Annotated in this window: 27 protein-coding genes; 11 read left to right on the forward strand and 16 right to left on the reverse strand. The window is 70.4% G+C overall.

The window, feature by feature from the left end:
* Positions 1-152: 152 nt before the first annotated feature.
* The 4 genes from AB0310_RS13705 to AB0310_RS13720 form a co-directional block, all read right to left on the reverse strand.
* Complete coding sequence (locus AB0310_RS13705; protein ID WP_366237463.1) at positions 153-464, reverse strand: hypothetical protein; 312 nt, start codon at positions 462-464, stop codon at positions 153-155.
* Positions 465-522: 58 nt separating this feature from the next.
* Positions 523-999 (reverse strand): adenylyltransferase/cytidyltransferase family protein, encoded by a 477-nt coding sequence (locus AB0310_RS13710; RefSeq protein WP_259954064.1) that lies wholly within the window; start codon positions 997-999, stop codon positions 523-525.
* Between the two features lie 73 nt (positions 1,000-1,072).
* Positions 1,073-1,681, reverse strand: coding sequence for a hypothetical protein (locus AB0310_RS13715; RefSeq protein ID WP_366237464.1), 609 nt, complete (start codon positions 1,679-1,681; stop codon positions 1,073-1,075).
* A 109-nt stretch (positions 1,682-1,790) separates the two neighbouring features.
* The gene (locus tag AB0310_RS13720) at positions 1,791-2,105 is read right to left on the reverse strand and encodes a hypothetical protein (RefSeq protein WP_366237465.1); all 315 of its coding nucleotides are present in this window, start codon (positions 2,103-2,105) and stop codon (positions 1,791-1,793) included.
* Between the two features lie 212 nt (positions 2,106-2,317).
* Here AB0310_RS13720 and AB0310_RS13725 point away from each other — a divergent pair, with 212 nt between their 5' ends.
* Positions 2,318-2,989: a hypothetical protein gene (locus AB0310_RS13725; RefSeq protein WP_366237466.1), complete on the forward strand. Its 672-nt coding sequence runs from the start codon at positions 2,318-2,320 to the stop codon at positions 2,987-2,989.
* Positions 2,990-3,006: 17 nt separating this feature from the next.
* On the opposite strand, the gene AB0310_RS13730 is transcribed toward AB0310_RS13725, so the two are convergent.
* Positions 3,007-3,417 (reverse strand): hypothetical protein, encoded by a 411-nt coding sequence (locus AB0310_RS13730; RefSeq protein ID WP_366237467.1) that lies wholly within the window; start codon positions 3,415-3,417, stop codon positions 3,007-3,009.
* Positions 3,418-3,513: 96 nt separating this feature from the next.
* On the opposite strand from AB0310_RS13730, the gene AB0310_RS13735 reads away from it, so the two are divergent.
* The gene (locus AB0310_RS13735; RefSeq protein ID WP_363446573.1) at positions 3,514-4,134 is read left to right on the forward strand and encodes a cyclodeaminase/cyclohydrolase family protein; all 621 of its coding nucleotides are present in this window, start codon (positions 3,514-3,516) and stop codon (positions 4,132-4,134) included.
* 15 nt (positions 4,135-4,149) lie between these two features.
* On the opposite strand, the gene AB0310_RS13740 is transcribed toward AB0310_RS13735, so the two are convergent.
* Complete coding sequence (locus AB0310_RS13740; protein WP_366237468.1) at positions 4,150-4,380, reverse strand: hypothetical protein; 231 nt, start codon at positions 4,378-4,380, stop codon at positions 4,150-4,152.
* An 873-nt stretch (positions 4,381-5,253) separates the two neighbouring features.
* On the opposite strand from AB0310_RS13740, the gene AB0310_RS13745 reads away from it, so the two are divergent.
* The gene (locus tag AB0310_RS13745; protein WP_366237469.1) at positions 5,254-6,744 is read left to right on the forward strand and encodes a thioester domain-containing protein; all 1,491 of its coding nucleotides are present in this window, start codon (positions 5,254-5,256) and stop codon (positions 6,742-6,744) included.
* Here the strand turns inward: AB0310_RS13745 and AB0310_RS13750 are convergent.
* The 3 genes from AB0310_RS13750 to AB0310_RS13760 all read right to left on the reverse strand — a co-directional run bounded on the left by AB0310_RS13750 (position 6,712) and on the right by AB0310_RS13760 (position 9,045).
* Positions 6,712-7,722 (reverse strand): cation efflux transmembrane domain-containing protein, encoded by a 1,011-nt coding sequence (locus tag AB0310_RS13750; protein WP_259954052.1) that lies wholly within the window; start codon positions 7,720-7,722, stop codon positions 6,712-6,714. The two genes, AB0310_RS13745 and AB0310_RS13750, sit on opposite strands and share 33 nt — an antisense overlap.
* Positions 7,719-8,204 carry a transporter substrate-binding domain-containing protein gene (locus tag AB0310_RS13755; RefSeq protein ID WP_366237470.1) on the reverse strand — a complete coding sequence of 162 codons (486 nt, stop codon included), beginning with the start codon at positions 8,202-8,204 and terminating at the stop codon, positions 7,719-7,721. The genes AB0310_RS13750 and AB0310_RS13755 overlap by 4 nt, the downstream gene beginning before the upstream one ends.
* Before the next feature lie 124 nt (positions 8,205-8,328).
* Complete coding sequence (locus AB0310_RS13760; RefSeq protein WP_366237471.1) at positions 8,329-9,045, reverse strand: helix-turn-helix transcriptional regulator; 717 nt, start codon at positions 9,043-9,045, stop codon at positions 8,329-8,331.
* 136 nt (positions 9,046-9,181) lie between these two features.
* On the opposite strand from AB0310_RS13760, the gene AB0310_RS13765 reads away from it, so the two are divergent.
* The 4 genes from AB0310_RS13765 (at position 9,182) to AB0310_RS13780 (ending at position 13,376) form a co-directional block, all read left to right on the forward strand.
* On the forward strand, positions 9,182-10,582 hold the full coding sequence (locus tag AB0310_RS13765; protein ID WP_259954045.1) for an MFS transporter: 1,401 nt from the start codon (positions 9,182-9,184) through the stop codon (positions 10,580-10,582).
* Between the two features lie 9 nt (positions 10,583-10,591).
* A complete protein-coding gene (locus AB0310_RS13770; RefSeq protein WP_366237472.1) occupies positions 10,592-11,698 on the forward strand; it encodes a sensor histidine kinase in 1,107 nt (368 codons plus the stop codon).
* Entirely contained in the window at positions 11,695-12,372 is a 678-nt protein-coding gene (locus tag AB0310_RS13775; protein WP_366237473.1) for a response regulator, read from the forward strand. Before AB0310_RS13770 ends, AB0310_RS13775 begins: the two co-directional genes overlap by 4 nt.
* 137 nt (positions 12,373-12,509) lie before the next feature.
* Positions 12,510-13,376 carry a CPBP family intramembrane glutamic endopeptidase gene (locus tag AB0310_RS13780; RefSeq protein WP_366237474.1) on the forward strand — a complete coding sequence of 289 codons (867 nt, stop codon included), beginning with the start codon at positions 12,510-12,512 and terminating at the stop codon, positions 13,374-13,376.
* A gap of 19 nt (positions 13,377-13,395) precedes the next feature.
* On the opposite strand, the gene AB0310_RS13785 is transcribed toward AB0310_RS13780, so the two are convergent.
* Both AB0310_RS13785 and AB0310_RS13790 read right to left on the reverse strand, forming a co-directional pair.
* A complete protein-coding gene (locus AB0310_RS13785; protein ID WP_315638342.1) occupies positions 13,396-14,493 on the reverse strand; it encodes a YihY/virulence factor BrkB family protein in 1,098 nt (365 codons plus the stop codon).
* A 121-nt stretch (positions 14,494-14,614) separates the two neighbouring features.
* Positions 14,615-15,148 (reverse strand): DUF488 domain-containing protein, encoded by a 534-nt coding sequence (locus AB0310_RS13790; protein ID WP_187662395.1) that lies wholly within the window; start codon positions 15,146-15,148, stop codon positions 14,615-14,617.
* 116 nt (positions 15,149-15,264) lie between these two features.
* On the opposite strand from AB0310_RS13790, the gene AB0310_RS13795 reads away from it, so the two are divergent.
* Complete coding sequence (locus AB0310_RS13795; RefSeq protein ID WP_366237475.1) at positions 15,265-18,060, forward strand: hypothetical protein; 2,796 nt, start codon at positions 15,265-15,267, stop codon at positions 18,058-18,060.
* Here the strand turns inward: AB0310_RS13795 and AB0310_RS13800 are convergent.
* Entirely contained in the window at positions 18,024-18,956 is a 933-nt protein-coding gene (locus AB0310_RS13800; RefSeq protein ID WP_259954035.1) for a LysR family transcriptional regulator, read from the reverse strand. The two genes, AB0310_RS13795 and AB0310_RS13800, sit on opposite strands and share 37 nt — an antisense overlap.
* A 146-nt stretch (positions 18,957-19,102) precedes the next feature.
* Between AB0310_RS13800 and AB0310_RS13805 the strand changes: the two genes are divergently transcribed.
* The 3 genes from AB0310_RS13805 to AB0310_RS13815 are packed head-to-tail and all read left to right on the forward strand — an operon-like array spanning position 19,103 to position 22,357.
* Positions 19,103-20,479, forward strand: a complete 1,377-nt coding sequence (locus AB0310_RS13805; protein WP_366237476.1) for an MFS transporter — start codon at positions 19,103-19,105, stop codon at positions 20,477-20,479.
* Positions 20,480-20,519: 40 nt separating this feature from the next.
* The gene (locus AB0310_RS13810; protein ID WP_366237477.1) at positions 20,520-21,740 is read left to right on the forward strand and encodes an FAD-dependent monooxygenase; all 1,221 of its coding nucleotides are present in this window, start codon (positions 20,520-20,522) and stop codon (positions 21,738-21,740) included.
* On the forward strand, positions 21,737-22,357 hold the full coding sequence (locus AB0310_RS13815) for an NADPH-dependent F420 reductase (protein ID WP_187662390.1): 621 nt from the start codon (positions 21,737-21,739) through the stop codon (positions 22,355-22,357). Before AB0310_RS13810 ends, AB0310_RS13815 begins: the two co-directional genes overlap by 4 nt.
* An 89-nt stretch (positions 22,358-22,446) precedes the next feature.
* Here the strand turns inward: AB0310_RS13815 and aztD are convergent, their stop codons facing one another.
* From aztD to aztB, 4 genes are read right to left on the reverse strand one after another with little or no spacing between them, the layout of a single operon-like run.
* A complete protein-coding gene (gene aztD / locus AB0310_RS13820; protein WP_366237478.1) occupies positions 22,447-23,646 on the reverse strand; it encodes a zinc metallochaperone AztD in 1,200 nt (399 codons plus the stop codon).
* Positions 23,647-23,674: 28 nt separating this feature from the next.
* The gene (gene aztC / locus AB0310_RS13825; protein WP_366237479.1) at positions 23,675-24,592 is read right to left on the reverse strand and encodes a zinc ABC transporter substrate-binding protein AztC; all 918 of its coding nucleotides are present in this window, start codon (positions 24,590-24,592) and stop codon (positions 23,675-23,677) included.
* 1 nt (position 24,593) lies between these two features.
* Positions 24,594-25,820 (reverse strand): ABC transporter, encoded by a 1,227-nt coding sequence (locus tag AB0310_RS13830; RefSeq protein ID WP_366237480.1) that lies wholly within the window; start codon positions 25,818-25,820, stop codon positions 24,594-24,596.
* Positions 25,821-25,840: 20 nt separating this feature from the next.
* The gene (gene aztB, locus AB0310_RS13835; RefSeq protein WP_268776595.1) at positions 25,841-26,719 is read right to left on the reverse strand and encodes a zinc ABC transporter permease AztB; all 879 of its coding nucleotides are present in this window, start codon (positions 26,717-26,719) and stop codon (positions 25,841-25,843) included.
* Positions 26,720-26,765 lie beyond the last annotated feature (46 nt).

The raw sequence follows: 26,765 nt of genomic DNA on the forward strand, positions 1-26,765 counted from the left end.
CGCACTGTTCGGCGGTTCCTCGACGCGGCGGCGCAGCTTGATGGGGTCGCTCGCGACGTGCGGGTTCAGGCACCGTGATCTCGTGAGGCGGGCGTGAGATAAGACGCAGGGGCATCCTTCGTGTTCCGGCAGAGATCGCGGGAGCCCGAACCTCAGCGTGCGCTCAGGACGAAGGCCAGAACCGCTCCCAGGACGGTGCCCGCGAGCATCGCGGCGGCCGTCCAACCGACGACGCGACCTCGGGCGACCTGGCGTTTCGTCGCGTACACGCCCGCGCCGAGGCCACCCACCAGCACTGCCGCCATCGTCACGCCGGCGACGAGCGCCTGGACCCCGTAGTCCGGCGTCGGCGGGGCAGGATCGACGACCGGAGTCGCGAAGCGGTAGGTCATGACGACGCCGAGGGCGACGAGCGAGACCGCGGTCATCGCTGCGATCAACCCCCACGCTGTCGATGTGCGCATCCGTCACCTGTTCTTCGCGGAGTTCGATGACCGGAGGTCGCCACAGGCAGAACGCGGGTCAGTGACCCGCGGCGCGCTCCGCTTCCTTCTCCGCGACGATCCTCCGGAGGCCCGAGCTGGAGAACCGATGGTCTCGGCTGTTGAAGTAGAGCTCGATGCCACTCTCCTCGCAGTACGCGCGGCCGGTGAAGTCCCGATCGCGGTACTCATCCCCGACGATGCGCACATCGAGCTTGAAGGACCGAAGGATGTCCTCGAGGTCCTGCTCCGTCGAGTACGGCACGATCTCATCCACGTGCTGACAGCCGCGAAGCTGGATGTAGCGCTCCACGACCGTCTGCGTCGGCGCGTTCTTCTCCGGGCGGTCCAGGGTCGGATCCATCTGCAGGCCGACGATGAGGTAGTCGCACTGCCGCTTCGCCTCGGCGAGCATCATGATGTGCCCTGCGTGCAGCAGGTCGAAGGTGGAGAAGGTGATCCCCACTCGCGGTCCGGGGTTGTAGTCGCGCCGTTGCGCCATGGACTCGTCAGACAAAATGTTCCCCCCTGTTTCCCGTACTCTACCGGCCCGCGCTCGCGCGTCGATTCCGGTCGCGGAGTCGCTCGCGTCAGCCGCCGTCGCCGAGCACCGGAACGCCCCAGATGCGTGCCGCGTCAGAGATCAAACGGTCCATGCCGTCCGGTGACTCCCGGCGAAGCGGCGCGTCGTCCCTGGTCACCGGGACCGGGATCGTGGCCTGTCCCGCTCCCTGCGAGACCACGATCTCGAGGGTCGGGTAGAGGAAGGCGCCCTCCTGGATGGCACCTCTCGTCACGCCCTGGATCCGATCCCGCGGCACGCTGTATGCGGTGAGGAGACGGTCCCCGCCGCGGACCACCCGGAACCCCGAAGGGTCGATGACGCCCGTGGGGCTCGCCGTCAACAGGCCGCGGGGGGCGGGGCCGAGTGCGAGGAGGGGGATCGCACGTGACAGGTAGGCTGCAACACCGTTGAGCGCGTAGGAGCCGAAGGCTCGCGCCTGTGGCTCGCGCTCCCGCAGTGCTCGCCGCTGGGTGCGCTGCAGTCGTTGGATGCGTCCGAGCACGATCCAGATGATCAGACCCGCGAGCAGTACCCCCGTCGCGAATACCAGCGATGTCGCCACAGGCGGCTCGCCCTCGACCAGGGGACGCACGAGTGTCCCCCAGACGAAGAACGCCGCCAGGGCCACAGCCATCGCGAGCATCAGTCTGTTGGCGGGCGGGTTCCGGCGCACGAGGGCTCTCTTTCAGGAAGCAGTGAGGGCGAGGGTTGTTGGGGCTGACTGACACCCTGCTCGCGGCGGTTCAGCCACCCATAAGGAACGCGGCGGTGGGAAGGACCGACACGGCCCCCAGCACGGTTCCCGCGACCGGCCACGCGTAGCCGACGCGGTCGGCACGGGCGAAGACGAGCCCGATCACTCCGAGGATGAGGGCGGTGCCACCGAAGAGGACCGCGAGCGGCAGCGTGAGGAACAACAGCCATCCGTAGTTCGGGTCCGCCGTCCCCGCCAGGACGAAGACGATCGCGGTCGGCAGGATCCCGACGAGCGCCACAACGGTGGCCGCGACCCCGCATCCGAAGGCTCGGCGACGAGGTAGCGGCGAGATCTGAGTCACGGGGCGATCCTAGCCACAGCCTGATCGCGCGACGAAAGAGACGTTCCCGATGGCCACGGCTCCACGCGATCGGAGGATGCGAAGATGAGGGGCGAGCCGGGGGAGGGGTGGCCGATGAACACCGAACATGACGAGGACGTCAGCGCGTTGCGAGGGGTCGTCGGCCCGGTGCTCCGCGGCGGCGGTCAGCCGACCAGGGGAGCAGAGGGCGCATGCGATCGATGACCCCGATGCCGGGGGACCCGTGGCCGCACGACATGATCATCACCGTCGACGATCGCCCTCACGCCCTGCTCGAACTGCTCTGGGTCCGGGAGGCGCATGGGCTGGTCCCCGTCGACGACGCGCTCCCGCCGTTCCTGGTCGACCGACCAGCGGAGGCGGAGCGGCCCGTGGACGCGCAGACCCGTGAGCACTGGGCGGAGGTCTGGCCCCGGATCTGGGGAAAGGCTGTCGCGCACGCCGCGACAAAGCCGGATCGGGCCTTGTTCGACCGCGCCCTCGATCCGACGATGGGTCCGGATGAGCGGGAGACGCTGCTCGGCCAGCTCGTCGGCCCCACGGCGCGGGATGAGTTCGGAGACGATGTCTTCGACGACGCGGCGTACCGCGAATGGGAGCGACGTGGCTCCGACGCGCACCTCGCGACGCACGTCATGACACTCGCGGACAGCCCCGAACACCGGGACGTGGCGACTCTCGCCGACGCCTGGCGTCGGGGCCTCGGGAAGGTGGTGACGCTGCCGTGCCGGGGGACGTACGTCCGGCAGATCGGACCGTATGCGCTCCTGGTCACCGATGAGGTGCGGAGCGACGCCGCCACGTATCGCACCGCGCTGGAATCGTTCCGCCGGTCATCCTCGCAGCGACCGTCGACGGCGTGAGGCTTCCGCGCGCGACGTCAGAGGACCAGCGGGAGGAAGGACACGATCAGGCCGACGGCACCGACCGCGGCGAAGACGACCCCGACAGTCCGCAGGACCCGGCGCAGATGCGGCGGCTCACCGATCCGGATGCGGGCCGGGTCGTTCGAGCTGTGAAACCCGTCGAGCCATCCATCGGTGGTGGCCGTGGGCTCGCTGCGGCGCAGCGGTCTCTCGTGGAAGTCGCCGCCCGCGAACCAGCGAGCGGTGCGGCGGCCGTCCCGATCGATCACGGCGATCTCGACGGGGATCCACTGCCCCTCGACGAGCCGGATCAGCAAGGCCACGATGAGGAGCGGCACGCCGATACCGAGGCCGATCCAGGACAGCACCTCGCCGACGACGGAGAGGGTGTCGACGAGCTGCACGAGTCCATCGTAGAGACGCATGCATCCGGAGTCGTGGGAGACGCGGCACCCGATCACGGAGGACCGCTCGCTGATCCGCCGTCATACTGCATCCTTCCCACGGATAGTCTGACCGGCATGACGGATTCTGCAGACATCCCGACGTCCCGCCCGATGGACGCCTGGCTCGACGCGCTCAGTCAGCCCACCGGTTCGCCTGGCGGAGGTGCGGCGTCGGGGGTCATGCTCGGCCTGGCCGCGGCACTGATGGGCATGGTCGCCGGATACACTCGCGAGGATCCTGCCGTCGCCGAGAGCACCGGCCGCCTCGACCCCGTGCGCGCGGAGCTCCTGCAGGCCGTCGAGGCGGACGGCGTGGTGTCGGCGGGCTTCGGTGCCGCGCTCGCGCTGGCACCGGAGGACCCGGCACGGGAGGAGAGGGTGCGGAACGCCGCCCTCGACGCTGCTGCGTCCGTCGCGCGCCTCGGCCGCATCGGCATCACCCTGGTCGCGGAGGCGCGCACTCTCGCGTCGCGCGGCAACCCGCACCTCGCCGTAGACCTCGCCGTCGCGACGGAGGCCCTGGAGGCCGGCCTCTCGGGTGCCTCCCTGAACCTCCGCGCCAACCTGCAGCTCGCTCGCGCACACGGCGCCTCGCCGTCCATGCGGTCCGGGCTCGACGAGGAGGTCGGGCGATTGGCGGAGGCGCGGACCCAGGTCTCGCGGATCACGGCGGAGCTGTCTGCGCGCCTGGACTGACCGTGTTCCTGCGGCTCACCCCTGCGTGAGGCGATACGAGGGCCCGCGAAGGGCCCGCACCGACGGGTATGTCTCGGCGCCCGGAAGGGGCCGCCGGTCGATGTCGAAACGCAGGCTCGCGTCGTCCGCATCCCGGGCGGAGTCGAGCCGCACCTCGGCGAAGGGATGCCAGAGTCCGCCGGGCGAGGCGAAGTACAGCCGGAGCTGCCACGGCTGATCGTCCACCGCCTTGCGGAGCTCCGTCACGGCGCCGGGGAGGGGACGGGGTGGAACGGTTCGCGCCGAGCATGACCGGACCGCGCGGCGTCCGGTACGGCACGACGCTGCTGAACGTCGCGCGGGTCGGCGTGAGACGGGGGAGGAGCAGGAACCGCCCGGGGACGCCGATGCCCGTCGAAGCCAGCTGAAGGTCGACCTCCTCGGCGCCGTGCACCCAGCGGATGCCGAGCCCATAGACGTCCGGCGCCCACGAGGGCGTACCGACCGAGCGCGAGACCCGCACGACGACCGGCACCTCGGCGGCCGGAGGGTCATCGATCCCTCGGATGCCGGATCCCGGGTTCGGCCGCAGGGTCAGCCGCCCGTCGAAGATGGCGCCGTGCGCGTGGATCGGCCTGGGGTGCCGGACGAGGAGGATCAGGGCCATGACCCCTCGAAGGGCGAGGCCCAGGCCTCGGGACAGGTAAGCGCTCATGCGGCCATGGTGATCGCGCACTCCCCGCGGATCGACCCCTTGGCGTCGGTCCCCGCGGACGGGCTACGATGCGGTCGTCGTCGGGGTAGGAGGAGATGGATCGTCAGGGATCTGTCGTGACGGACACACCCGTTGCGCGGTCCGTACGCATGGTTCATCCTGAACGTGCTGCACCGATCGACTCGGGGGGCCTTGCCGGTCGCGCTGCGGCCGACGGAGCGCCTGCCACCCAACTCCCTCCCCCGGCGGGCGCTCCGCTGCGCGAGAGGGTGCTCGCTTGCGCGAGAATCCCGGGACTCACCCGGGTGAACATCGCTCAGCCCCTTTTCGCTGAAGGAGCTTGTGCCTATCGTCGGTGACCAACGGCGGGCTGTCGCAGGTCGGGGAACCCGTCACTCGGATCATCGGCGAGATCGAGGGACACCATGCACACCGAGACGACGCGATCGCGTACGCGCACGGCAGGGGCTCTTCTGGCGACGGCCATCGCTGCGGCGATGGTGCTCTTCGGAGCTACCCCGGCATCGGCTCTGTGGGATCCCGATCCGGTGCTTCCGCGGGCCGGCTTCTTCACGCAGGTCACCATCACCGGCTCGCAGTACCCGACGAACGTGACCGGCGAGCTGACGACGCCGGGGCCCACGCCCGGCCCCTATCCGGCGACCGGGGCCTCCGTGGAGGCCGTGAGCCCCCAGCTGATCACCATCGCCGATCCGGTCTCGGGGGCGACGGCTTCGGCGTACTGCATCGATTTCAGTACCGAGACCGGCGTCGGGGCGGGCTACAACATCGGCGAGTGGGACGAGTCCAACGTGCCCAACCTCGACTACATCAACTACATCCTCACCAACTACTTCCCGTTCGACACGAGCAACCCGATCTCCGCGCTCACCCTCGCCCAGCAGGTGGCGGCCGTGCAGAGCGCGATCTGGTACTTCAGCGACGGATTCGTCCTGGCCACCGGCACCACCGCGACCATCCGGAACGCCACGGCCGCTGTCGTCCAGGATGCGCTGGACAGCGGAGGTCTCCCGGAGCCGTCGGTGCCGACGCTCGGCATCGAGCCCGGCACGACGACGATCCCGGAAGACGGCTCGATCGTGGGACCGTTCACCGTCTCGGGCACCGCCAGCGGCACGCTCGACGCCGCCGCGGGCGTCGAGGTCTTCCTCGATCAGGCCGGAACCCAGCCCGTTCCGGTCGGCACGGCTGTCGCGTCCGGGGCGCAGCTCTGGGCGCGCTGGACCGGACCCGCGGCACCCGTGAACGGCTTCCGGATCACGGCGCAGGTGCCCCTGACGCAGGGCACGGTCTATCTCTACGACCCGGAGTCCTCGGACAGACCCGCAGCGCAGAAGCTGGTCCTCGCGCAGACGACAACGCTCCCGGTCCGCGCCGGGGTCCGGGCGACGCCCTACGCCTCCGGCGAGATCACCGTGCAGAAGATCATCACCGGTGACGGCGCGGGACTTCAGGGCGCCATCACGATCGACCTGGCCTGCACGCCCGCCCCGGCACCGGGCGTCGTCGTCTCCGCCACGATCCCCGCCGGAGCGACGGCCGCCGACCCCGTCGTCTTCTCCGGGCTGCCGGATGGCGCGACCTGCACGGTCAGCGAGTCCGCGGACGGCGCCAACGACGCGGTCACGCTCGCCGCGCAGACCATCGAACCGGCGACCGTGACGGTGGACGCCGCTGCGACCACCCCGGTGGCGGTGACCGTGACGAACACCTACGACCCCGTCGAGTCGCCGAGCAACGGCGGCGGCGAGGAAGGCGGCGAGGGCGGCGGTGAGGGCGAAGGGCTCGCCGCCTCCGGGCCGACGCCGATGACGGGCGCGCTGACGGTGGCCGGGCTCGGTCTCCTGCTCGCGGGTGCCCTGCTACGGGTGCGGCGACGGGCGAACCTGCGCTGACGATGCCTCGTCCTCGTCCTCCCGCCGCGTCAGATGGTCGGCGAGTTCGGGCACGAGCACGAGGACGACGTCGACGAGCTTCCAGTCCAGCTCGTGGCACTCCTGGCGCGCGCGGTCGAGGTCGGCCAGGGAGGGCAGGGCATCGTCGACGGGCACGATGAACGCTTCGACGTGGAAGAACTGGCCTTGATCCCTCGTCCGCACCGCGACGTCGCGGACCCAGGGCAGGGTGCGGAGGTGGTCCAGCACGGCGTGGGAGTCGGGGTGCGGCTTCTCGTCGTCGAAGGTCGTCGCCCTGGTGTCCATGAGGTCGGTGATCGCGGCTCGGGTGTTGCGCCACCCGTCCCAGAGGATGCTCCCCGCGATGAAGGTCGCCGCGGCGGCGTCCGCCCACCACAGCCCGAGCCCGATCCCGCCGACCCCGACGATCGAGCCGGCCGCGGTCATCCAGTCGGCCTTGTTCATGTCCGCATCGGCATAGAGGACCTTGTTGTGCAGATCCTTGGCCAGGCGCATCTTCACACGCCCGAAGTAGATCGGCAGCGGAATGGTCAGCGCCATCATGCCCATCATCAGCCAGCCCGACCAGATCACGTGTCCGAACACCTGGACCGACCCGATCGGAGGCCGGTCGCCGCTCACCAGCCCGATGACGGAATCGACCAGGAGGAACGCGCCCATCGCGAACAGGGCGACGCCGGCGACGAGGTGGGCCACACCGACGGAGCGGAAGAACCCGTACGGGTATTTGACGGTCGGCGGCTTCGCGATGATGCGGACGGCGACGAGGAAGGCGATCGGAGGGGCGAGGGAGAGCAGGTCCTCGATCCACGCGGCCTTCATCGCCTGCGAGCTGCCCATGACCAGGTAGACGCCGGTGATCGCCACTGCGAGGAACGCGAGCGTGAACCACTCGTAGCGGATCGCTCGACGCAGGGTGTCCTGCTGCGCGGGCGGAAGGTCGGGGTGAGCCCTCATCGCGCGTCTCCTCGTTCGAGCAGGAAGGTCTCCAGGGTGGTGAGGAACCGGTTCTCCCCCAGAACGGTGAGCATCACGTGCTTCTTCGTCTCGCCCGCGGTCGTCGCGTCGTCGAACGGGACGGTCATCGCCGCCTTCTCGACCCAGGGGGTGTCGTCGGTGAACCCGCCGACGGCCAGGTCGAGGGCATGGTCGTGCAACCGCTCGGCCAGGTTCGCCTCGCTGTCGACGGTCCAGACGACGGTCGCGTCCAGCGTCTCGGCGAACTCCTCCACGAGGCGCACTTCGACCCCGGCCGGGTCCGACGGATCGGTCGTGTCCGTCCACGGCGGGTTGTGCGTGATCCCGACCCGGATCTGGCCGTCGCGGGCCCTGTCGAGGGTGCCGTCGACGTCGGCGGGGATCGCCGTGCAGCCGGCGAGCGCTGCCGCGATCGCCGCGGCACCGGTGACGCTCGCGATCGCCCTTCGGTGATGACGCATCCACATGGCTTCGCCTCTGCCCCTCGCATAGGAAGACGCGCCGCACAGGCGGCGCGCCGGGTCATGGACCTCACCATAGCGCCGCGTCGGTGGAAAGCAATTCCCGGGCAGCGCGTCGCCGATTTCAGCGGGCGCGGGCTTCCTCGAGGTAGTTGTAAGCGGTCACCCGTGAGATCCCGAGCCGCTTCGCGATCGCCTCGACGGACTTGCGCATCTGGGTGGCTCCGCGCTGATCCAGGCGCTCCAGGACGCTGATCCTGTCGTCGCGGGACATCGCCTCGACAGGCCTGCCGATGTCCCGTATCGCCTCGGTGATCATCGCATCCATCACGGATACGAGGTCGGTGCCGAAGTGCTCCTTCGGCGCGGACTCCGATGCGGTGGCGGGCAGGAGCGCGTCCAGCAGATTGCGGGCCTCGCGGAGCGGACTGACGTCGACGTTGATGCACAGCGACGCGATGATGTCGCCCTCCCGGTTGTGGAAGTAGATGGACGAGCAGCGGAGCTCCCGGCCGTCGCTCGTGTGGGCGGTGTATCCGAACGCATCGTGGTTCTTCTGCCGATCCCGCAGCACGTCGAGTCCGAGCGAGGTGGAGGGCCCGCCGACGGCCCGTCCCGTGACATGGCCGTTCTCGATCGCGACGATCGTGTGGCCGAGGTCCACGTCGTTCCCGTCGAGGTTGTGGAGCACGACCTCGACGGAGGGTCCTGCCGCCGCAGCGAGCGCCGGTAGCAGAGGCCGGTACTTCTGCAGAACCTCCTCGGCGCTCTCGTAGGTCTCCTGGCGGGACGGCAGCGGGAGCGACGCGGCGGCTCCTTCGCCGGCGGGGACTGGGAACACGGTGAACACCTCAAGCTGAACAAAAAGTACGAGTCATAGACAGAATGTCTCTGCCCCTGTTAGTTTATCGAGGCCGGGGACGGTGGTCGAGGGGCGACCGCGGCCCGGCAGCGACTCATCTGGCAAGGAGGCTGGGATGACCACGACCGCGGCTCGGGGCCGACTCACGGCGAAGCAGCGCAAGACGATCGCCGGCGGTGCGATCGGCACGATCATCGAGTACTACGACTACTACCTGTACGGTCTGGCCGCGGCTGCGGTCTTCCCTGCGGTGTTCTTCTCCTCGAACGACCCGGTCGTCGCGCAGCTGTCGTCGTTCGCGACGTTCGCCGTCGGATTCTTCCTCCGTCCGCTGGGCGGCATCATCTGGGGGATCGTCGGTGACAGAGTCGGACGCAAGGTCGTCCTGATGAGCACCGTGGTCGGCATGGGCGTCGCCACCACGGGCATCGGACTCATCCCCTCCGACCAGGCGATCGGCATCGCCGCCCCGCTCCTGCTGCTCCTGTGTCGGCTCCTGCAGGGCTTCTTCGTCGGCGGGGAGATGGGGGGAGCGGCGACGATGGTGGTCGAGGCAGCTCCCACCGGCAAGCGCGGGCTCTACGGGGCCTTCCTCATCAGCGGGGCGGGAATCGCCAACGTCTTCTCCGGTGGGCTCATGGCAGCGCTCGGAGCCACCGATGACTCGTGGTTCCTGCAGTGGGGCTGGCGCATCCCGTTCGTGCTCTCGATCGTCCTCGCGATCGCCGCCGTGGTGCTGCGTCGTCAGCTCGAGGAGTCGGATGCCTTCACCGAGACGCAGACGCTGCAGCTCACGATGGTCGGCAAGAAGGTCAACCCGCTGGTCGAGGCGTTCCGGCATCCGAAGAACGCGATCATGGGCGTCCTCATCGGCCTTCCGCAGTCGATCGCCGGCTACGTGGTGCTCACCTACGGTCTGGCCTTCATGGTCTCCAACGAGGAGCTCCCTGCCTGGATGGGCTTCGCCGGGACCATGATGGTCGGCCTCCTGCAGATCTTCGTGGCTCCGCTCTGGGGCGCGATCTCCGATCGCATCGGGCGTCGTACCGTGTACATCATCGGCTGTCTGGGATTCGCCGCCATGGTGTACCCGGCGTTCCTCATGTTCAGCACGGGCAACATGTGGTTGATCTGGCTGGGGCAGATCCTGGGCTTCGTCGTGTTCGGCGTCGCGATGCAGGCGACGCTGGCGACCATGCTCGCCGAGATGTTCGACCCTGAGGCGCGGACCACCGGTGTGAACATCGGGTACCAGATCTCCAACACCCTCGGCGGCGGCCTCGCTCCGCTCATCTGCACGGCGCTGGTGGCGGCGGCGGGGGGAGCCTTCTGGCCCGTCGTGATCTACTCGGCCGTCATCGCCGTGGTCGGGGTGATCGCGACGCTCTCGGCATCGATCATCCCCGACGTCGAAGGGGCCGGACGCCTGCATGCGCTGGCCGGGACGCCGTCCGCGGAGGAGGCGCCGCTGGACGGCGGTGCACCGGGAGCAGTCGAGCGGGCATCGAGAGGGTAGAGCTTCATCGTGCAGATCGTGCGCACCCGGTGGGACGTCGTCGTCGCCTGCGCCCTGATCGTGCTGTCCTTCGTGCCAGGGGTGGCGCAGCAGGGACTGGAACTCGCCGGCCTCCCGGATCGACACCTCGATCCGGGAGGTCTCATCCTGATCGCGGCGCAGGGCGGCAGCGTGGCGCTGCTGCGGAGGTGGCCCGGGACGGCGCTCGCCCTGTGCTTCTCGGCGTTCGCCGCCTTCCAGCTTCTCGGGTATCCGACCACCGTCGCCGCTCTCGGACTCCTGATCTGCTTGGTCGGCGCGGGTGCCCTCGCGTCCCGACACCGCGGCGTCATCGCCGCGGGGATGCTCTCCTGCTATCTCGTCTTCGCGGTGGTGCTCCTGCAGATCGACCAGAGCCTCGCGATCACGGACGCGGTGGTCTTCGGCGTGATGCTCGCGGCGCTGTGGCTCTGGGGCTCGTGGCTGCGAACCCAGACGGCGGCCCGACGGGAGCGCGCGCGACAGGCGGAGAAGGACGCGATCGCCGCGGAGCGCGCGCGGATCGCCCGAGAGCTGCACGATGTGGTCACGCATCACGTGACGGCGATGATGATCCAGGCCGAGGCGGGGCGGCTGCGCCCCGGCCTCGACGAGGACACGAACCGCGTGCTCGCCTCCATCGCCGAGGGAGGTCGCGCGACGCTGGTGGACCTGCGGAGTCTTCTGGGCGCGCTTGAGGCGACCGCCGACGGCTCCCGTGAACCGGCGCTGCAGACGATCGCGGAGCTCGTCGCCCGTGCCCGGTCGACCGGGCAGACGGTCCGGCTCGAGGAGCGGGGGGAGCACCGGGTGCTGCGCGGAGCCGCAGGACTCGCGGTGGTGCGCGTCGTGCAGGAGAGCATCACCAACGCGAGGAAGCACGCCCGAGACGGCGCGGCCGATGTCCGCGTGGAGTACGCTCCGGATGCGATCCTGGTCGAGGTGACGAGTCCGCGCGGCCGCACGGCCGCCTCGGACACCACGGTCGGAGGGCGAGGAGTGATCGGGATGCGCGAGCGGGTGGAGAGCCTGGGCGGGGAGTTGCATGCCGCCGGGGAGGGCGATCTGTTCGTCGTGCGCGCGAGGATCCCGGCATGAGTCCGTCGGACGCACCGGCATCCCTGCGCATCGTGGTGTGCGACGACCAGGAGCTCGTCCGCACGGGCTTCGTCACGATCATCGACGCCCAGCCGGACATGACGGTGGTCGGGCAGGCCGCGAACGGCGAGGAGGCTCTCCGGGTCGCCGCCCGGGAGGAGCCCGACGTCGTGGTGATGGACATCCGGATGCCGATCCTCGACGGCATCGAGGCGACCAGGAGGATCGCCGGGCCCGATGTCGACAGGCCGGCACGCGTGCTCGTGGTCACCACTTTCACGATGGACGCCCTCGTCTACGACGCTCTGCGGGCCGGCGCGAGCGGCTTCCTCCTGAAGGATGCGCGACCAGACGAGCTGACGGCGGCGATCCGGACCGTCGCCGCAGGGGAGTCGTTGATCGCCCCGGCGGTGACGCGGGCGCTCATCGGCCGCTACGGTGAGCGTCTCCGGCCATCGGGGCAGGAGAGTGAGCGGTTCGATGCGCTCACCGCGCGCGAGCGGGAGGTCCTGCTCCTCCTCGCCGACGGTCGCTCGAACGCCGAGATCGCCGGACAGCTCGTGATCAGCCAGGAGACGGTGAAGACCTACGTGTCGCGGCTGCTGGTGAAGCTCGGCGTGCGGGACCGGGTGCAGGCGGTCGTGCTCGCGCACCGTCTCGGCCTGGCCACCTGACGACCTCGCCCTCGCCCCGCGGCGGTCCGGCGCTTTCGCATCCCCCGAGCGAGGGACCTGAGATGTCCACGGTCGGGCGATTCGCCCCGCTCCCGGCGTCCGTAGCGTCGTTCCTGCAGCAGTCACGAGGAGGAACGATGAACGACACGACGTGGGATCCGGACCAGGCGGAGAAGCCCGAGCGACCAGGAAGGCCGAGTCGGAGATGGGTACGGACGACCGTCCTCGTCGTCGGGCTCGGTGCGGCGATGCTGGGCGCCAACGCCGTCGCCGCCGGAGTGCAGAACGCGGCGCTCAGCCTCGTCGTCGGGCCGGCGCTCGCCGCGGGCATGATCGCCCTGCACGTCTGGGCAGGACGCCACCTCGAACGGCGAACCGTGACCGAGTTCCCCCGGGAGTCCGCGCGGAGGCACGTGGTCCTCGGCACCCTCGGGGGGCTCGGGCTCGCGACACTGTCGATCGGGATCATCGCCCTCTTCGGCGGCTACCGGGTCACCGGATGGGGGTCGCTCGCCGGAGCACTGGCACTCGTGGGGACGATGTGCGCCGTCGCCGTCTCGGAGGAGGTGTTCTTCCGTGGGGTCGTGTTCCGCCTGCTCCGGGGACGATGGGGCGCGACCGTGGCCCTGCTCGCATCGGCGGCGATCTTCGGCCTCCTCCACCTCGTCAACCCCGGTGCGTCGCTGTGGGGCGCGGTCGCCGTCGCGGTCGAAGCCGGGCTGATTCTCGGCGCGGCCTACCTGCTCACCGGCTCCCTCTGGCTGGCGATCGGTCTCCACCTCGGCTGGAATGTCGCCATCGGTGGGATCTTCGGAACGGTGGTGTCCGGATCGGCGGCTCGCGACGCCCTGCTCACAGGGGCGACCTCCGGTCCCGAGTGGTTGACGGGAGGCGCTTTCGGGCCGGAGGGAAGCGTCGTCTCCATCGTCGTCTGCCTGGCGGCGACCGGGGTCCTCCTGTGGGTCGCTCATCGCCGCGGTCGTGTGCTCGGGCGGATGCGATGACGTCGGGGGTGGCAGCAGGTCACGGCCGCCGCGACTCCTCCCGCGGAGGGTCGTCGCCTTCGCCGTCGTCGTCGTTCTCGACGCGGATGCGCCGCCCCTCCTCGATGTCCTTCCGCTCCTTCTCCGCCCGCTTATCGCTCTGGCGGGTGTCGCGTGCGGGGAGCTGGATGTCGCGCTCGGCGGCGATCCCGGCCTGAAGCTGGCGGCCGCGTTCCAGCTCCGCGTCGAATTCCGCGCCGAACAGCAGGGCGAGGTTCGCGATCCACAGCCACAGCAGGAACACGATGACGCCCGCCATCGATCCGTAGGTGCGCTCGTAGTTGGAGAAGGTGGTGACGTAGAGCACGAAGCCGAGGGTGGCGACGGCCAGCACGACGATCGCCACGAGGGCACCCATGCTGATCCACCGGAACTTGGGCTGCTTGGCGTTCGGTGTCGCGTAGTAGAGCATCGCGACGAGGAAGACGACGACGAACAGCAGCAGCGGCCACTTGGCGATGCTCCACGCGAGCTGCACGCCCTCGCCGGCGCCGATCGCGTCGCCCAGCGCCGACACCACATCTCCGGAGAGCACGAGCACGATGGCGACGATGGTCAGCGAGACGACGGTGATGAGCGTGACGAGCAGCTGCATGGGGCGCAGCTTCCAGAACGGCCGCCCCTCCTCGATCTCGTAGATGCGGTTCATCACCCGGCTGAACGCCCCGACATACCCCGAGGCCGACCACAGCGCGAGGAGGATTCCGGTCACGAGCGCGATGCCGGCGCCGGGAGCCTGGGAGATCTGCTCGATCGGACCGCGGAGAGCTTCCGCGGTCTCCGGCGGTGCCACGTCGCCGATGATGCCGAGCACGGCGTCGGCGGCGGCCCCGCCCTGGCCGAACACGCCGAGCAGCGAGAAGACGGCGATCATGGCGGGGAAGATCGAGAGCACCGCGTAGTACGTGAGGGCCGCGGCGCCGTCCATGCACTGATCGGCGGAGAACTCCCGGACGCTCTTGACCAGGACGTACTTCCACGACCGCTTCTGCAGATCGGTCGGGCTGTCCGGCTTCTCGTCGTGCTCTGGCGATGGAGCGGACGCGGATCCGCTTCGTCCTGTGGCTGCCTTCGACATGGCTCCTCCTCGGCGTCGGCGCGAGCACTGCTCCCGCGATCCAGTCCTATGAGGAGAAGAGGTGTTCCAGCACGGGGGTTGCGCTAAGACGAGACGAGGGGGATGCTGTGCCGGCGTGCGGTCATGCGGCCGGGTAGGTGACCGTCCCGTCCGCGCGGACGACCGCGCCGGCGCTGAGCTCGGCCGGATCGACGTGCCCGGGACCGAGGATGTGGCGGACGACTTCGTCCCGCGCGAGGAGGTGGTCGGCGATGATCCGTCGATGGCACCGCCACCACACGCTCTCCGAGCACATGACCGTGACGCGCCGCTCGCGGCCCTCGGCGCGGAGCTCGTCCAGGGCCTGCCCGAAATCCGCGGAGAGGGCGTGATCGGCGTAGTTGTGGAAGCTGCGGTTCTGCCACCACGCGTTGGTCTCGAAGGGCACGTCCCTGCTCACGGGGCGGCGACCCGTCAGCCCCTCTGCACGGTGGTAGGCGATCCCGGCGGTGCGGAGGGAGGACGCGAGTGCGTCCTGGTCGAACTGCGGATGCCGCTTCGAACCGGGGAGGCGGCGCACGTCCACGACGCTCTCCACACGGCTCTCCTGCACCAACGCGAGGAACTCATCGATCGTGCGGGTGGAGTGCCCGATGGTGAAGAACGGCTCGGCCATGAGGCGACCGTAGCCCACCCCTCCCCATCCGTCGGCAACCCTTGCCCTGCCGAGGTCCTCGCCCCTACGGTGAGGTGACGGGTGGGATCCGCACCCGAGGCGGGGGCCGTTCGATCATGAGAAGAGTCCGATTCGGCGTTCTGGGCGTGCTGCTGGCCGCCGTGGTCGGTTTCGGCGGCGCACTCCCCGCCGTCGCGGCCGAGCCCACTGCCCGGCTCTCGCTCTTCAAGGCGATCGAGAACCTCGACACGGGGGCCAGTCTGGGGGATCGGACCCTGTGGACGATGCACGCCGTCAACGTGGCCACGGGGGAGACCTTCACCGGCGACGGCCTCAACGGCATGCAGTCGCGCCTCGTCCCGCCGGGCACCTACCGCATCTTCGAGACCGGCGGCGTGGCCGGTTACGCCTTCTTCGCCTGGAACTGCGACGGCGACATGACGACGGAGCCGGAACGCACGATCACGATCACCGCGAACCAGTCGATGACGTGCACGGTGCAGAACAACGCCATCCAGGGCAGACTCACGCTCGTCAAGAACGTGCAGGGCGGCGGCGCGGCCCCGTCGGAGTGGACGCTGCGGGCCCAGGGACCGTCGACCATCGAGGGGGTGGGAGGCTCGGCCGAAGTGCAGAACCAGCCCGCCCGGATCGGCGTCTACACGTTGAGCGAGTTCGGCGGACCGGGGAGCTACGTGCCGGGGCCATGGACGTGCGAGCGGCGGGATCTGACGACCGGAGAGGTCACCGAGGTCCCCGTGAGCGGCGACCAGTTCGAGATGACGCTCGGCGGTGCGGTGACCTGTCAGATCACGAACACCGGGGATCTGCCCCACCTGACGCTCGTCAAGGAGGTCGTCGACCCGGCAGCCACCGGATACCCGTTGGCCGCCCCGTCGGACTTCGTGCTGAGCGCGAGCGGACCCGAGCGGATCTCCGGTCCCTCCGGCTCGGACGCCGTCGACCACGCCTCCATCGACCCCGGCGCCTACACGCTCGCCGAGAGCGGCCCTGCCGGATACAGCGGAGGCGCGTGGACCTGCGTCGACGCCACGAGCGACGGCGGCATCGACGGCGGCCTCCTCTTCGTGCGCGAAAGCTCCGACATCACCTGCCGCATCACCAACACCTTCGCGGGCGGCTGGCTCACCCTCGTCAAGAACGTGGTGGGCAGCGACCAACCGCCGTCCGACTGGACCCTGACGGCTGCAGGACCGGAAACGGTCACCGGTGCCTCCGGATCCGCTGCCGTCTCCCGCGTCCCGGTGCCGGTCGGCGACTACGCGCTCGCCGAGGCGGATGGCCCCGCCGGGTATGCGGCCGGCCCGTGGTCGTGCACGGGCGGCGCCCTGGCGACCGACACCGTGACCGTCGGCGCCGGAGCGGACGTGACATGCACGGTCACGAACACCCTCGAGGTCGGCCAGCTCACCCTGGTGAAGAACGTCGTGAACGCGGGCGGCGGCCCGCTCACCGCGCAGGACTGGGAGCTCACCGCGAGATCGGCCGACACCGTCATCAGCGGCGCCTCCGGCTCGGGCAAGGTCAGCTTCGCGGCGGTGGCACCGGGGACCTTCACCCTGTCGGAGGCCAGTACCGCTCCGGAGGCGGGCTCCTATACGAGCGAGGGCTGGTCGTGCGTCGATGACGAGGGCACTCCGGTCGGCACGGGCGACACCGTGGAGGTCGTGCCGTTGGAGAGTGTGATCTGCACCGTCACGAATCGATGGACCGAGTCGACCCTGACGCTGCGCAAGCAGGTCGCCTCCGCCTTCGGCACGCCGGCCCTGCCCTCGGCCTGGACGCTGACCGCGACCGACGGCGCCGCCACGGTGTCGGGGCCCGCCAACTCCCCGGCTGTCACGCAGGCGGCGGTCGCCCCCGGCGCGTGGACCCTCGGCGAGACGGGAGGCCCATCCGGCTACGACCCTCTCGGGTGGAACTGCTCGGGCGGGTCCGTGTCCGGGGACGTCGTCCAGGTTCCTCCGTCCAAGGACGTGGTGTGCATCCTCACCAACGCATCGATCACGCCCAGCCTCACGCTGGTCAAGCAGGTGGTGAACGGCGAGCGCGGCCGAGCAGTGCCTGCGGACTTCGAGCTGAAGGCCCGCGGTCCGGGCAATGCGGCTCTCTCCGGTCCCAGCGGCTCGGAGTTCGTCACCGACATGCAGCTTCCGCCGGGCGACTACATCTTCTCCGAGGACGGCCCGAGCGGCTACGAGGGCGAGTGGTCCTGCACGGGCACCGCCTGGGACGGGACCACGGCGACGCTGGGGTTCGGGGAGGACGCGATCTGCACCGCGACCAACACGTTCGTCGGCGGAACCCTGACGCTTCGGAAGGCCATCGTCGGGGTCGGCCCCGGGGCGCCGACCGGGCCCGCCGACGCCACGGACTGGACCCTGCGCGCCATCGGCGGCGGGCAGTTCCCGCGTCCGCGCATCGAGGGGGCGTCCGGAGAGACCGCAGTGACCCTCGCTCCGCTCGGCGCCGGTGCGTTCCGGCTCTCGGAGCGGGCGGTCGCGGGGGCGCCCACAGCGGACTACCGCAGCGACGGCTGGGCGTGCACCGGGGGAGCGCTGGAGGGCGACGTCGTCGAGGTCACGGCCGGGATGGACACCGTGTGCACGGTCACGAACGTCTACGACCCGGGGCCCGAGCCCGAGCCCGAACCCGAACCGGAACCGGAGAACCCGGATCGCGGAACGGACGGAGACCCCGGCCCGGCGACCGGATCGGAAGGCGGGGCGGCCTCCGACCTGGCCACGACAGGGCTCGCGCCGGCGACGGTCGTGATGGCAGGCGCCGGTGGTCTGCTCGTGCTCCTCGGGGCCGTGCTGATCGCGACCCGCCGTCGCCGACGGCGAGGAACGGATCAGGGAACAGGTGTCCGCACGTCCGCGCGTCCGTAGTCGCCGAGCTTCTCCACCGCGAAGTCGAGGAGGGCATCGGCACGCGACGTCAGGGTCATGTCCGCCGGCCAGATCCCCACGACGTGGGAGACCGTCACCGGGGGGTCCAGGGGGCGGATCACGACCGGGCGTCCCTCGCTGCTCACGGGCAGGGTGTTGGGGCGGGACATGAGGAGGCCGTAGCCCAGGCCTCGGCCCACGAGGGCTTCGACGAGGGCGAGCTGGCTGACGCGGGCCTCGATCCGGGGCTCGAGTCCGCGCGCGGTGAAGGCATCGATGACGTTGCGCGTCCCCGGGCTGGCGTCGTACTGGATGTAGGGCTCGTCGGCGAGGTCCGGCAGGTCCAGGGTCGCCGCATCGGCCAGCGGGTGCGCGGGCGGCAGGTGGACCTCGAGCTCGGTGGCATAGATCCGCCGACGACGGTATCCGGCGGGCAGGGACACGTTGTACACGAGCGCCACATCGAGGTCTCCCGCGTCGAGTGCCGCGAGGAGTTCCTCGTTCGTGCCGATCATGATCTCGAGCTGCACGCCCGGATGGCGCTTCGGGAAGCCTTCGAGCAGCTCCGGAACCACGCTGGTCGCGAAGCTGGCGTAGCACCCGAGCGTGACCGGGCCGCGCAGCTCGGTGCCGCGGCGCGCGTCGAGGACGAGCTCCTGAGCATCCGCGACGATCCGACGGGCCTGCTTGGCGAACTGCTGACCGGTCGGCGTCAGAGTGAGGCCGCGTGCCTTCCGTCGCACGCAGAGCTGGGCGCCGACCGCCCGCTCCAGGCTCGTCACCGCCTGGGACAGCGCCGATTCCGAGATGTGCAGATGAGCTGCCGCGGCGCTGAGGGTCGGGAAGTTGGGCAGGGCGGCGAACAGCTCGAGCTGCCTCATGCTCACGTCGGACATGACGGCCCCCCTCGATTCTTCTTCCGCTCACCTGAACTATAACCACGAAGAAGTGCGATTTACGTACAGAGTCCCCGCCCTCACGATGAGAGGGACACATCCCGATCCCCTCGCTCGCGAGGGGGACAACGACGTTAGGGACGACCATGACCTCCTCTTCCGCACCAGGCAACGCCAGCTCGCAGCGCCGCATCGCCTTCGCGACGATCATCGGCACGACCATCGAGTGGTACGACTTCTTCATCTACGCGACGAGCGCCGGGCTCGTCTTCGCACAGCTCTTCTTCCAACCCGCCGGCAAGGAGATCGGCCTGCTGCTCTCCTTCGCCACGGTCGGCATCTCCTTCCTCTTCCGTCCGCTCGGCGCCTTCCTCGCCGGGCACTTCGGCGACGTCCTGGGGCGGCGCACGATGCTCGTCCTCACCCTCGTGCTGATGGGAGCGGCCACTACCCTCATCGGTCTGCTGCCGACGTACGCCCAGATCGGGATCGCCGCGCCGATCCTCCTGCTGCTGCTGCGGATCCTCCAGGGTCTCTCGGCCGGCGGTGAGTGGGGAGGCGCGGTGCTGATGGCCGTGGAGCACGCCCCGGCCGACCGTCGAGGGCGCGCGGGGTCGTGGCCCCAGCTCGGGGTGCCCCTCGGCTTCCTCCTCGCCTCCGGCGTGACGGCCCTCATGACCGGCGTCATCACCCCGGGTGCCGCGTACCTGGAGTGGGGCTGGCGCGTGCCGTTCCTGGTGAGCGTCGTGCTCATCGTGGTGGGGTTCGTCATCCGGCGCTCCGTATCGGAGAGCCCCGTGTTCGCGGAGATCGCACGCCGCGGACGGCAGTCCCAGGCGCCGATCGTGACCCTGTTCCGGCGCCACTGGTATCTGGTGCTCCTGGCCGCCCTCGTGTTCGCGGGCAACGGCACGCTCGGGTACATGACGACGGGCGGGTTCCTCAACAGCTATGCGATCAACGTGCAGAGCCTCGACACCACGGCGGTGCTCGTCGCCGCGTCGGTGGCCGCCGTCGTCTGGTTCTTCTCGACGCTCCTCGCCGGGTACCTCTCCGACGTGATCGGGCGGCGGAGCACCTTCCTGATCGGTTTCGCCCTGCAGGCTCTCGTCGTCTTCCCCGTGTTCTGGCTCGTCGACCACGGAGGTCTGCCGGGGCTGTACACCGCGCTCGTCCTCATCTCGACCGGACTGGGCCTCACCTACGGACCGCTGGCCGCCTGGTACTCCGAGATCTTCCCCGCCTCGATCCGCTTCTCGGGCGTCTCGATCACCTACGCGATCGGCGCGGTGCTGGGTGGTGCGTTCGCACCGATGATCGCCCAGCTGCTGCTCGACAGGACCGGTACGACCGTGGCCGTGTCGGCCTACCTCCTGGTGGCCTCGCTCCTCGGCGGCATCGCGACGCTGTGTCTGCGGGACCGATCGGGGATTCCGCTGGGACCGGACCACGAGGCCGAGCAGGCCACGGGAGCCACGATGTTCCGGTCGCGCCCGGCTGCGCCCGCGCTGGCCGCGAAGTGAGAGGACGCCTGTTCGTGCGTCGTTCGATGAAGGAGAGGCAATGGTAGACAGCAGGACGAGGATCGCCGTGATCGGCGGGGGGATGGGCGGGCTCACGGCCGCGATCGCCCTCGACCGGATCGCCGGTGTCCAGGTCACCGTGTTCGAGCAGGCGACGGCGCTCGGCGAGGTGGGAGCAGGCGTGACCGTCGCCCCGAACGCGCAGCGCGTGCTGGACGCCCTCGGTGTGCTCGACCAGGTGCGACGGGCCGGGGCGACCCCCGACGGGCACGGCGTCTACCTGGATGCGAGTGGGGCGCTCGTCACCGACGCGGCGTGGGAGGACTCCGCGAAGCAGTACCGGAACATCGGCATGTACCGCCCGGATCTCATCGAGGTCCTGGCGCGCGAGGTCGACGGGGAGAGCATCCGCCTCGGGCACCGCCTGGCCTCCCTGCGCACGGAGGAGTCCGGCGTCCGCGTCACCTTCGAGAACGGGGTGACCGACCTCTTCGACGCGGTCATCGGGGCGGACGGCATCCATTCCGTGGTGCGCCGCAGCATCGTGCCCGATCCGGAGCCCGTGTACTCCGGCTACATCGTCTACCGGGGCGTCGTCGACGCCTCCCACCTGCCCGCGGACTGGCCGCGGATCAGCCAGGTGTGGATGGGGGAGCAGCGGCACTTCATGTGCTACCCGCTGCAACAGCGCACCCTGTTCAACTTCGTCGCCGGGGTGCCCAGCGACCGTCCGCTCCACGGCCCCTGGTCGGGCCCCGCCGACGTGAGCGAGCTCCGCGCCGAGTTCGCCGGCGAGATGTGGGACACCCGGCTCCAGCGCTTCCTGGGAGCGATCGAGAAGACGTTCTGGTGGGGGCTCTTCGACCACGAGCCGCTCCGCAACTGGTCCCACGGAGCGGTGACCCTGCTCGGCGACGCCGCACACACGATGCTGCCGCACCAGGGCCAGGGCGTGAACCAGGCGATCGAGGACAGCATGGCGCTCGCCGTGTTCCTGAAGGCCGCCGACACGGTCGCCGACATCCCGGAGGCGTTCCGGCGCTACACCTCGGTCCGCATGCAGCGGACCGCGATCCTGCAGCACGGCTCACGGCGGGCGGGGTGGATGTTCGACGCGCAGCACGAGTTCGCGGACCGGCGGAAGCGCGACACCGACCTGCGCGTCGGGCGCGACTTCCGCCGGAGCGCGGTCTTCGACTACGACGCGAGGAAGGTCGCCGAGAGGGCGCTGGCCCGCTTCCGGAAGGAGCAGTACGCATGACCTCGATCAGCATCATCGGCAGCGGGAGGATGAGCGCTGCGATCGCGGACGTCGCCGCGCGCGCCGGCGCGGGTATCCAGATCGTCCGTCGGAGCACCGCCAGTTCCTCCGGCGACCGCCCCGACGTCACGTATGCCGCGCTCGGCGACGACCTCACGGGCGACCTGGTGGTGCTCGCAGTCCCCTCTGCGGCGTACCCGAGCATCCTCGACCACTATCGCGAGCGCCTGCGCGACAAGGTCGTGATCGATATCAGCAACCCCATCGACTTCACGACCTACGACGAACTGACCGTCCCGTCCGATTCGTCGAGCGCCGCGGAACTCGCGCGGATGCTCCCCGAGGGGGCAGCGGTCGTCAAGGCGTTCAACGTCAACCTCGGCGACACCCTGGTCACCGGCACCAACGGCACCACGCGGACGACGGTCCTCTTCGCCGGTGACTACGCGGAGGCGAAGATCGCCGTCGCGTCGCTGATCGAGGATGCGGGGCTCCGCGCCGTCGACGTCGGTCCGTTGTCCCGTGCTCGGGAGCTCGAGGCGATGGGGTTCCTCCAGATCGTCCTCGCCGCGCTCGGCGCCACGAGCTACGAGTCGGGATTCACCCTGCTGCCCTGAGGGTTCCGCGTCTGGTCGTGCCGGGAACGTGCACGGGACACGATGCTGCGGGTCCGCCCCGGAACGGGACGGACCCGCAGCGCCGAGGCTCAGCCGGCCGCCGGCGCGATCTCGTTCGGGGTGACCTCCAGCTCGGTGCTCGCGAGCACCTCGCCCGTGGTGAGGTTCACCGCGTGCACGCTGTCCGCGGCGGGCTCGGTCACGTAGGCGATGTCACCGGCGACGACGATGGCGGGGTGCGGGTCCTGCCACTCGGCCGGCCCTTCCCACGCCTCGATGACGGGGTAGGAGTCGGTGATCTCCCCGGTCTCGGGGTCGAGCACATGGATGGCACCGTCGGCGCCGAGGATGTAGGCCAGGTCGTCCGGCCCCCGCACGACGTCGCGGAAGGTGTACTCCGCTCCCTCCGGCAGGGACACGACCTCGGACGTCATCGCCGCGGTGTCGATGAGCGTGACGGCGTCGAGCAGGTACCCCTCGGCGTCAGGATCGTTCTTGTAGTCGCCCACCACGATCGGGCTCGTCTCGCTCACGTAGGCGTTGCCCATGCGGCCGTACGGCTGGTCCGGGGCGGCGAGCTTGGTGATCTCGCCGTCCTTGTAGACGAGCGCGCCGTCCTCGCAGCCGAAGACGACGACCTCGTCGGACGCCGTGCCTTCGCCGTGGACGCCGGGGCACTGATCGGACGCCGCGATCTCCGTGCCCTCCGCATCGCGCACCACGATGCCGCTGCGACCGTCCGCATCGCCCACCGTGGTGAGGAACGTGCCGTCCTCCAGCAGCACCGAGACGCCGTGGTGCGCCTCGACGCCGTCGATGGTCTCCACTTCCGGGAGGCCGTCGTCGCCGAGGGCGGCGGTGTCGAAGATCGTGGTGTCGCTCGTGCCGTCGGCGTAGAGGATGGTCTTGCCACCGTGACGGACCACGTGGCCGGGGGTGTCGGCCGCGAACACCGTGTCGGTCAGCGCCGCGTCATCGGTCGACCCGGCTCCGGTGTCGAGTACCTGGAAGCCCTCGCTCATCGTCACCATGACGTGGCGACCGTCGCCCGCCGGGTTCAGGCGGGTGAACGGCTCCGAATCGAAGTCGGCGACGGTGTCGAGGGTCTCCCCGTCGAGGACGAGGATGCCGCCCTCGTACGAGATGGCCACCCGGGGGCCGGGGTCCGACTCCGGGGCATCGCTTCCGGCGGAGCCGGACCCGGGGCTGGTCGAGCAGGCGGCGAGCGTCACGGCGGCGCCGAGGGCGACGGCCCCGGCCAGCGCCCGGCGCAGGGGGAGTGTCTTCATGCGGTGCTTCTTTCTTGTGAGGGTGGTCTCAACGGGTGAGACCGGAGGCGATGCGCTCGGTGTTGACGCGCATCATGGTCAGGTAGTCCGGGGCGCCGCCGTCTTCCGCGGTGAGCGACTCGGTGAACAGCTCGATCACCTCGACGTGGACGTCGGCCTCCTCGGCGAGCGCCTGGACGAGGCGGTCGGGGGAGGAGGACTCCGCGAAGACGGCGGGCACGCCCGTGTCCTCCACGGCGCCCACGAGGTCGGCGAGGTCGGAGGCCGAGGGTGCAGCGAGCGTGGTTCCGCCCGGGATCACGGCGCCGACGACCTCGAAATCGAAGCGGTCGGCGAGGTAGCCGAAGACGTGATGGTTGGTCACGAGCGCCCGGCGTTCGTCCGGGATCCGGGCGAATGCGGCGGTCATCTCGGCGTCGAGCGTCGTGAGCTCCTCGCGGTAGTCGGCGACGTCCGCGGCGAGGGTGTCGGCGTCGATCCCGTCGAGCGCGGCCAGGGCGGGCTCCAGGGCATCGACGACGTCGATCATGCGCGCGGGGTCGGTCCAGAAGTGCGCATCGGGCATTCCCGCGGCGTCGCCGTCGCGGTAGTCCAGCACCTCGATCGCGTCGCCGGCGACGAAGGACGGCACCTCGGCGGCGACGGCCGCGTCGAGGTGCTGCTGCAGGCCCTCCTCGAGCCCGAGCCCGTTGGAGACGAGGAGGTCGGCGTCCCGGAGCGTGGCGGCCTCCTGCGCCGAGATCTCGAACGAGTGCGGGTCCGCGTTCGGCTTCATGAGGGTGACGACGCGAGCCTGACCCCCGACGAGCTCGCCGACCACGTCGCCCAGGATGTTCGTCGAGACGACCACCACCGGTCGCGTGTCGGCAGGGGTGGCGCAGGAGGTCAGGGTGGCAACGGCGCACGCGGCGAGCGCCGTGGCGGTGAGAACGCGGAGGAGGCGCATGTCAGCGCCCCGTCTCGGCGACGAAGGCCGGGGCGTCGGTCGTGTCGAAGGTCCTCGCGACGCGGGCGCCGTCGGCGTAGTCGATCTCGAACAGCCGGTGCTCCGCCGGGCCGCTGAGGTAGGCACGGTGCTGGTCGGCGATGAGGATCGGGGTGGCTCCCCCCGCCACCGACTCCGCCACCAGCGGCGCCGTCTCCGCTCGCACCGCCCCGTCGAGCGCGCTGAGCACGAGCACACGGCCGTCCTCCGCGAGGGCGAGCAGGGTGTCGTCCTCATCGCCGACGGCTGTCACCTGCACGAGTGGGGCCGGAGCGGTGAGGAGGGTCCAGGCCCGGGCCCGGGTGTCGAGGATGCGGATGTCGGTGGGCCCGGCGAGGCCGGCGACCGTGGGGCGCCCCTCACGATTGTGGAAGGACGTCACGGCTCCGGCCGGCGCGTCCTCCGGGTACGGGATGCGGTCGACGACGACGGCGCCGTCCTCGACCTGAGCCAGCAGGGCGCCGTCGGCGCAGCCGATCACCGCTCCGACCCTGGTCGTGATCGTGCCGCTCGGCGCGACGCAGCTCTCCCGGAGCCCGGTGCGCTCGCCGTGTGCCGTGTGGCCGACGACGGATCCGCCCGCCTCACCATCGTCCTCGGTCACGAGGGCGAACGACCCGACCGGTACCACCAGACCCTCGTGGGGAGTGCGCTCGATGCGGAACCGCTCACGGATCTCCCCCTTCGACAGGGCCTCCGTATCGAGGAGGACCGCGTCACCGGATCCGGAGAAGGAGATCCCCGTGCCGCCGGTGGTCGAGCTGTTCGTCGTCGCGACCGTTGCCGTGCCGTCGCCCTCGACCGTGCCGAGCAGCGCGGGCTCCGCCCGGTAGTAGTGGAAATGGTCGACGTGGTCCCACGTCCAGACGCCGCTGTCGACGACCTCGACGCCGTCGCCGGTGTCCGCGAAGAGGTACCGGCCGTCGCTGGCCATGCCCTCAGGGGCGGCGACCGCACCGATGTCGGTGACGCTCTCATCCAGGAGGTCGAGGTGGGTCACCCGACCCGCGTCGTCGACGGTCGTGAGGCCGAGCTGCGGTTCGGCGACCTCTTCCGCTCCGGCGATCGCGCCGTGCCCGTCCGCGGGAGTCGAGGGCGCGGCCGGGCTCTGCGTCGCGGGACCGGCGCAGGAGGTGAGGGCCAGGGAGAGGGCGGCGAGAGTGATGAGGGGCAGGAGGCGGGAGCGCACGAGAACCTTTCGGAGACGGGTCAGGAGGCGGGAGCAGGGTCGGGATGGGCGGCCCGGTCGGCGAACGGATGCCGTGTGCGCACGGCGGCCCGCACCGCCCAGGAAAGGCCGGCGAGCGCGATCGCGGCGGCGGCGACGGACGCTCCGGCCGCGGTGGCCGCGTACCAGGACGCGAGGAGCCCGACGAGGACCGCGGCGACCCCGAACGCGGAAGCCAGGACCATGCGCGTGGGCAGCCGCGACGTCCACTGTGCGGCGGCGACCGCCGGAGCGAGGAGCAGACCGACGACGAGCAGCGAGCCGACCGCCTGGTACGACGCCACGACCGCGAGGGTCACCAGCCCGACCAGGGCCGCCTGGGCCCACCGCGGACGGAGCCCGAGCACGGTCGCGATCCGGGTGTCGAGGGCGAGCGCGACGAACGGTCGGTGGCAGAGGGTGGCGGCGATCACTCCCAGTGCCGCGGCTGCGGCGAGCAGGAGGAGATCGGCGCGGGTGATGGCGAGGATGTCGCCGAACAGGATGGCCGTCGCGTCCGTGGCGAAGCTCCCCGAGTGGGAGATGATGATGACGCCCAGGGCCAGCATCGCGACGAACAGCAGACCGATGCTCGTGTCGTAGGAGAGCCGGGCGCGTCGTTGCAGGGCGCCGATGCCGATGCTCATCGCGACGGCGCTGAGCGCTCCGCCCACGAGGACGGGAGCCCCGAGCACTGTCGCCAGCGCGACACCGGGCAGCATCCCGTGGGCCAGTGCCTCACCGAGGAACGCCATCCCTCGGACGACGACCCAGGTGCCGACGACCCCGCAGAGGACCGCGACGAGCGCGCCGCCGAGGAGCCCGCGCTGGAAGAACTCGAGCGTGAACGGGGTGAGGAGGGCGGAGAACGAGGAGGTCACGGAACGCGAGCCTATGCGTAGTTGAGAATGATTATCAAATTCATAA

The sequence above is a fragment of the Microbacterium meiriae genome (genome assembly GCF_040702565.1).
In the GTDB taxonomy this organism is placed as follows: Bacteria; Actinomycetota; Actinomycetes; order Actinomycetales; family Microbacteriaceae; genus Microbacterium; species Microbacterium meiriae.

Coding starts and splice junctions, on each gene's coding strand:
- AB0310_RS13755 (WP_366237470.1), bottom strand. CDS start 8,204: ATGCGTCATCACCGAAGGGCGATCGCGAGCGTCACCGGTGCCGCGGCG.
- AB0310_RS13730 (WP_366237467.1), bottom strand. CDS start 3,417: ATGCGTCTCTACGATGGACTCGTGCAGCTCGTCGACACCCTCTCCGTC.
- aztC (WP_366237479.1), bottom strand. CDS start 24,592: ATGCGCCTCCTCCGCGTTCTCACCGCCACGGCGCTCGCCGCGTGCGCC.
- AB0310_RS13785 (WP_315638342.1), bottom strand. CDS start 14,493: ATGTCGAAGGCAGCCACAGGACGAAGCGGATCCGCGTCCGCTCCATCG.
- AB0310_RS13705 (WP_366237463.1), bottom strand. CDS start 464: ATGCGCACATCGACAGCGTGGGGGTTGATCGCAGCGATGACCGCGGTC.
- AB0310_RS13765 (WP_259954045.1), top strand. CDS start 9,182: ATGACCACGACCGCGGCTCGGGGCCGACTCACGGCGAAGCAGCGCAAG.
- AB0310_RS13745 (WP_366237469.1), top strand. CDS start 5,254: ATGCACACCGAGACGACGCGATCGCGTACGCGCACGGCAGGGGCTCTT.
- AB0310_RS13790 (WP_187662395.1), bottom strand. CDS start 15,148: ATGGCCGAGCCGTTCTTCACCATCGGGCACTCCACCCGCACGATCGAT.
- AB0310_RS13800 (WP_259954035.1), bottom strand. CDS start 18,956: ATGTCCGACGTGAGCATGAGGCAGCTCGAGCTGTTCGCCGCCCTGCCC.
- AB0310_RS13775 (WP_366237473.1), top strand. CDS start 11,695: ATGAGTCCGTCGGACGCACCGGCATCCCTGCGCATCGTGGTGTGCGAC.
- AB0310_RS13715 (WP_366237464.1), bottom strand. CDS start 1,681: ATGGCTGTGGCCCTGGCGGCGTTCTTCGTCTGGGGGACACTCGTGCGT.
- AB0310_RS13815 (WP_187662390.1), top strand. CDS start 21,737: ATGACCTCGATCAGCATCATCGGCAGCGGGAGGATGAGCGCTGCGATC.
- AB0310_RS13725 (WP_366237466.1), top strand. CDS start 2,318: ATGCGATCGATGACCCCGATGCCGGGGGACCCGTGGCCGCACGACATG.
- AB0310_RS13810 (WP_366237477.1), top strand. CDS start 20,520: ATGGTAGACAGCAGGACGAGGATCGCCGTGATCGGCGGGGGGATGGGC.
- AB0310_RS13795 (WP_366237475.1), top strand. CDS start 15,265: ATGAGAAGAGTCCGATTCGGCGTTCTGGGCGTGCTGCTGGCCGCCGTG.
- AB0310_RS13780 (WP_366237474.1), top strand. CDS start 12,510: ATGAACGACACGACGTGGGATCCGGACCAGGCGGAGAAGCCCGAGCGA.
- AB0310_RS13735 (WP_363446573.1), top strand. CDS start 3,514: ATGACGGATTCTGCAGACATCCCGACGTCCCGCCCGATGGACGCCTGG.
- AB0310_RS13805 (WP_366237476.1), top strand. CDS start 19,103: ATGACCTCCTCTTCCGCACCAGGCAACGCCAGCTCGCAGCGCCGCATC.
- AB0310_RS13750 (WP_259954052.1), bottom strand. CDS start 7,722: ATGAGGGCTCACCCCGACCTTCCGCCCGCGCAGCAGGACACCCTGCGT.
- aztD (WP_366237478.1), bottom strand. CDS start 23,646: ATGAAGACACTCCCCCTGCGCCGGGCGCTGGCCGGGGCCGTCGCCCTC.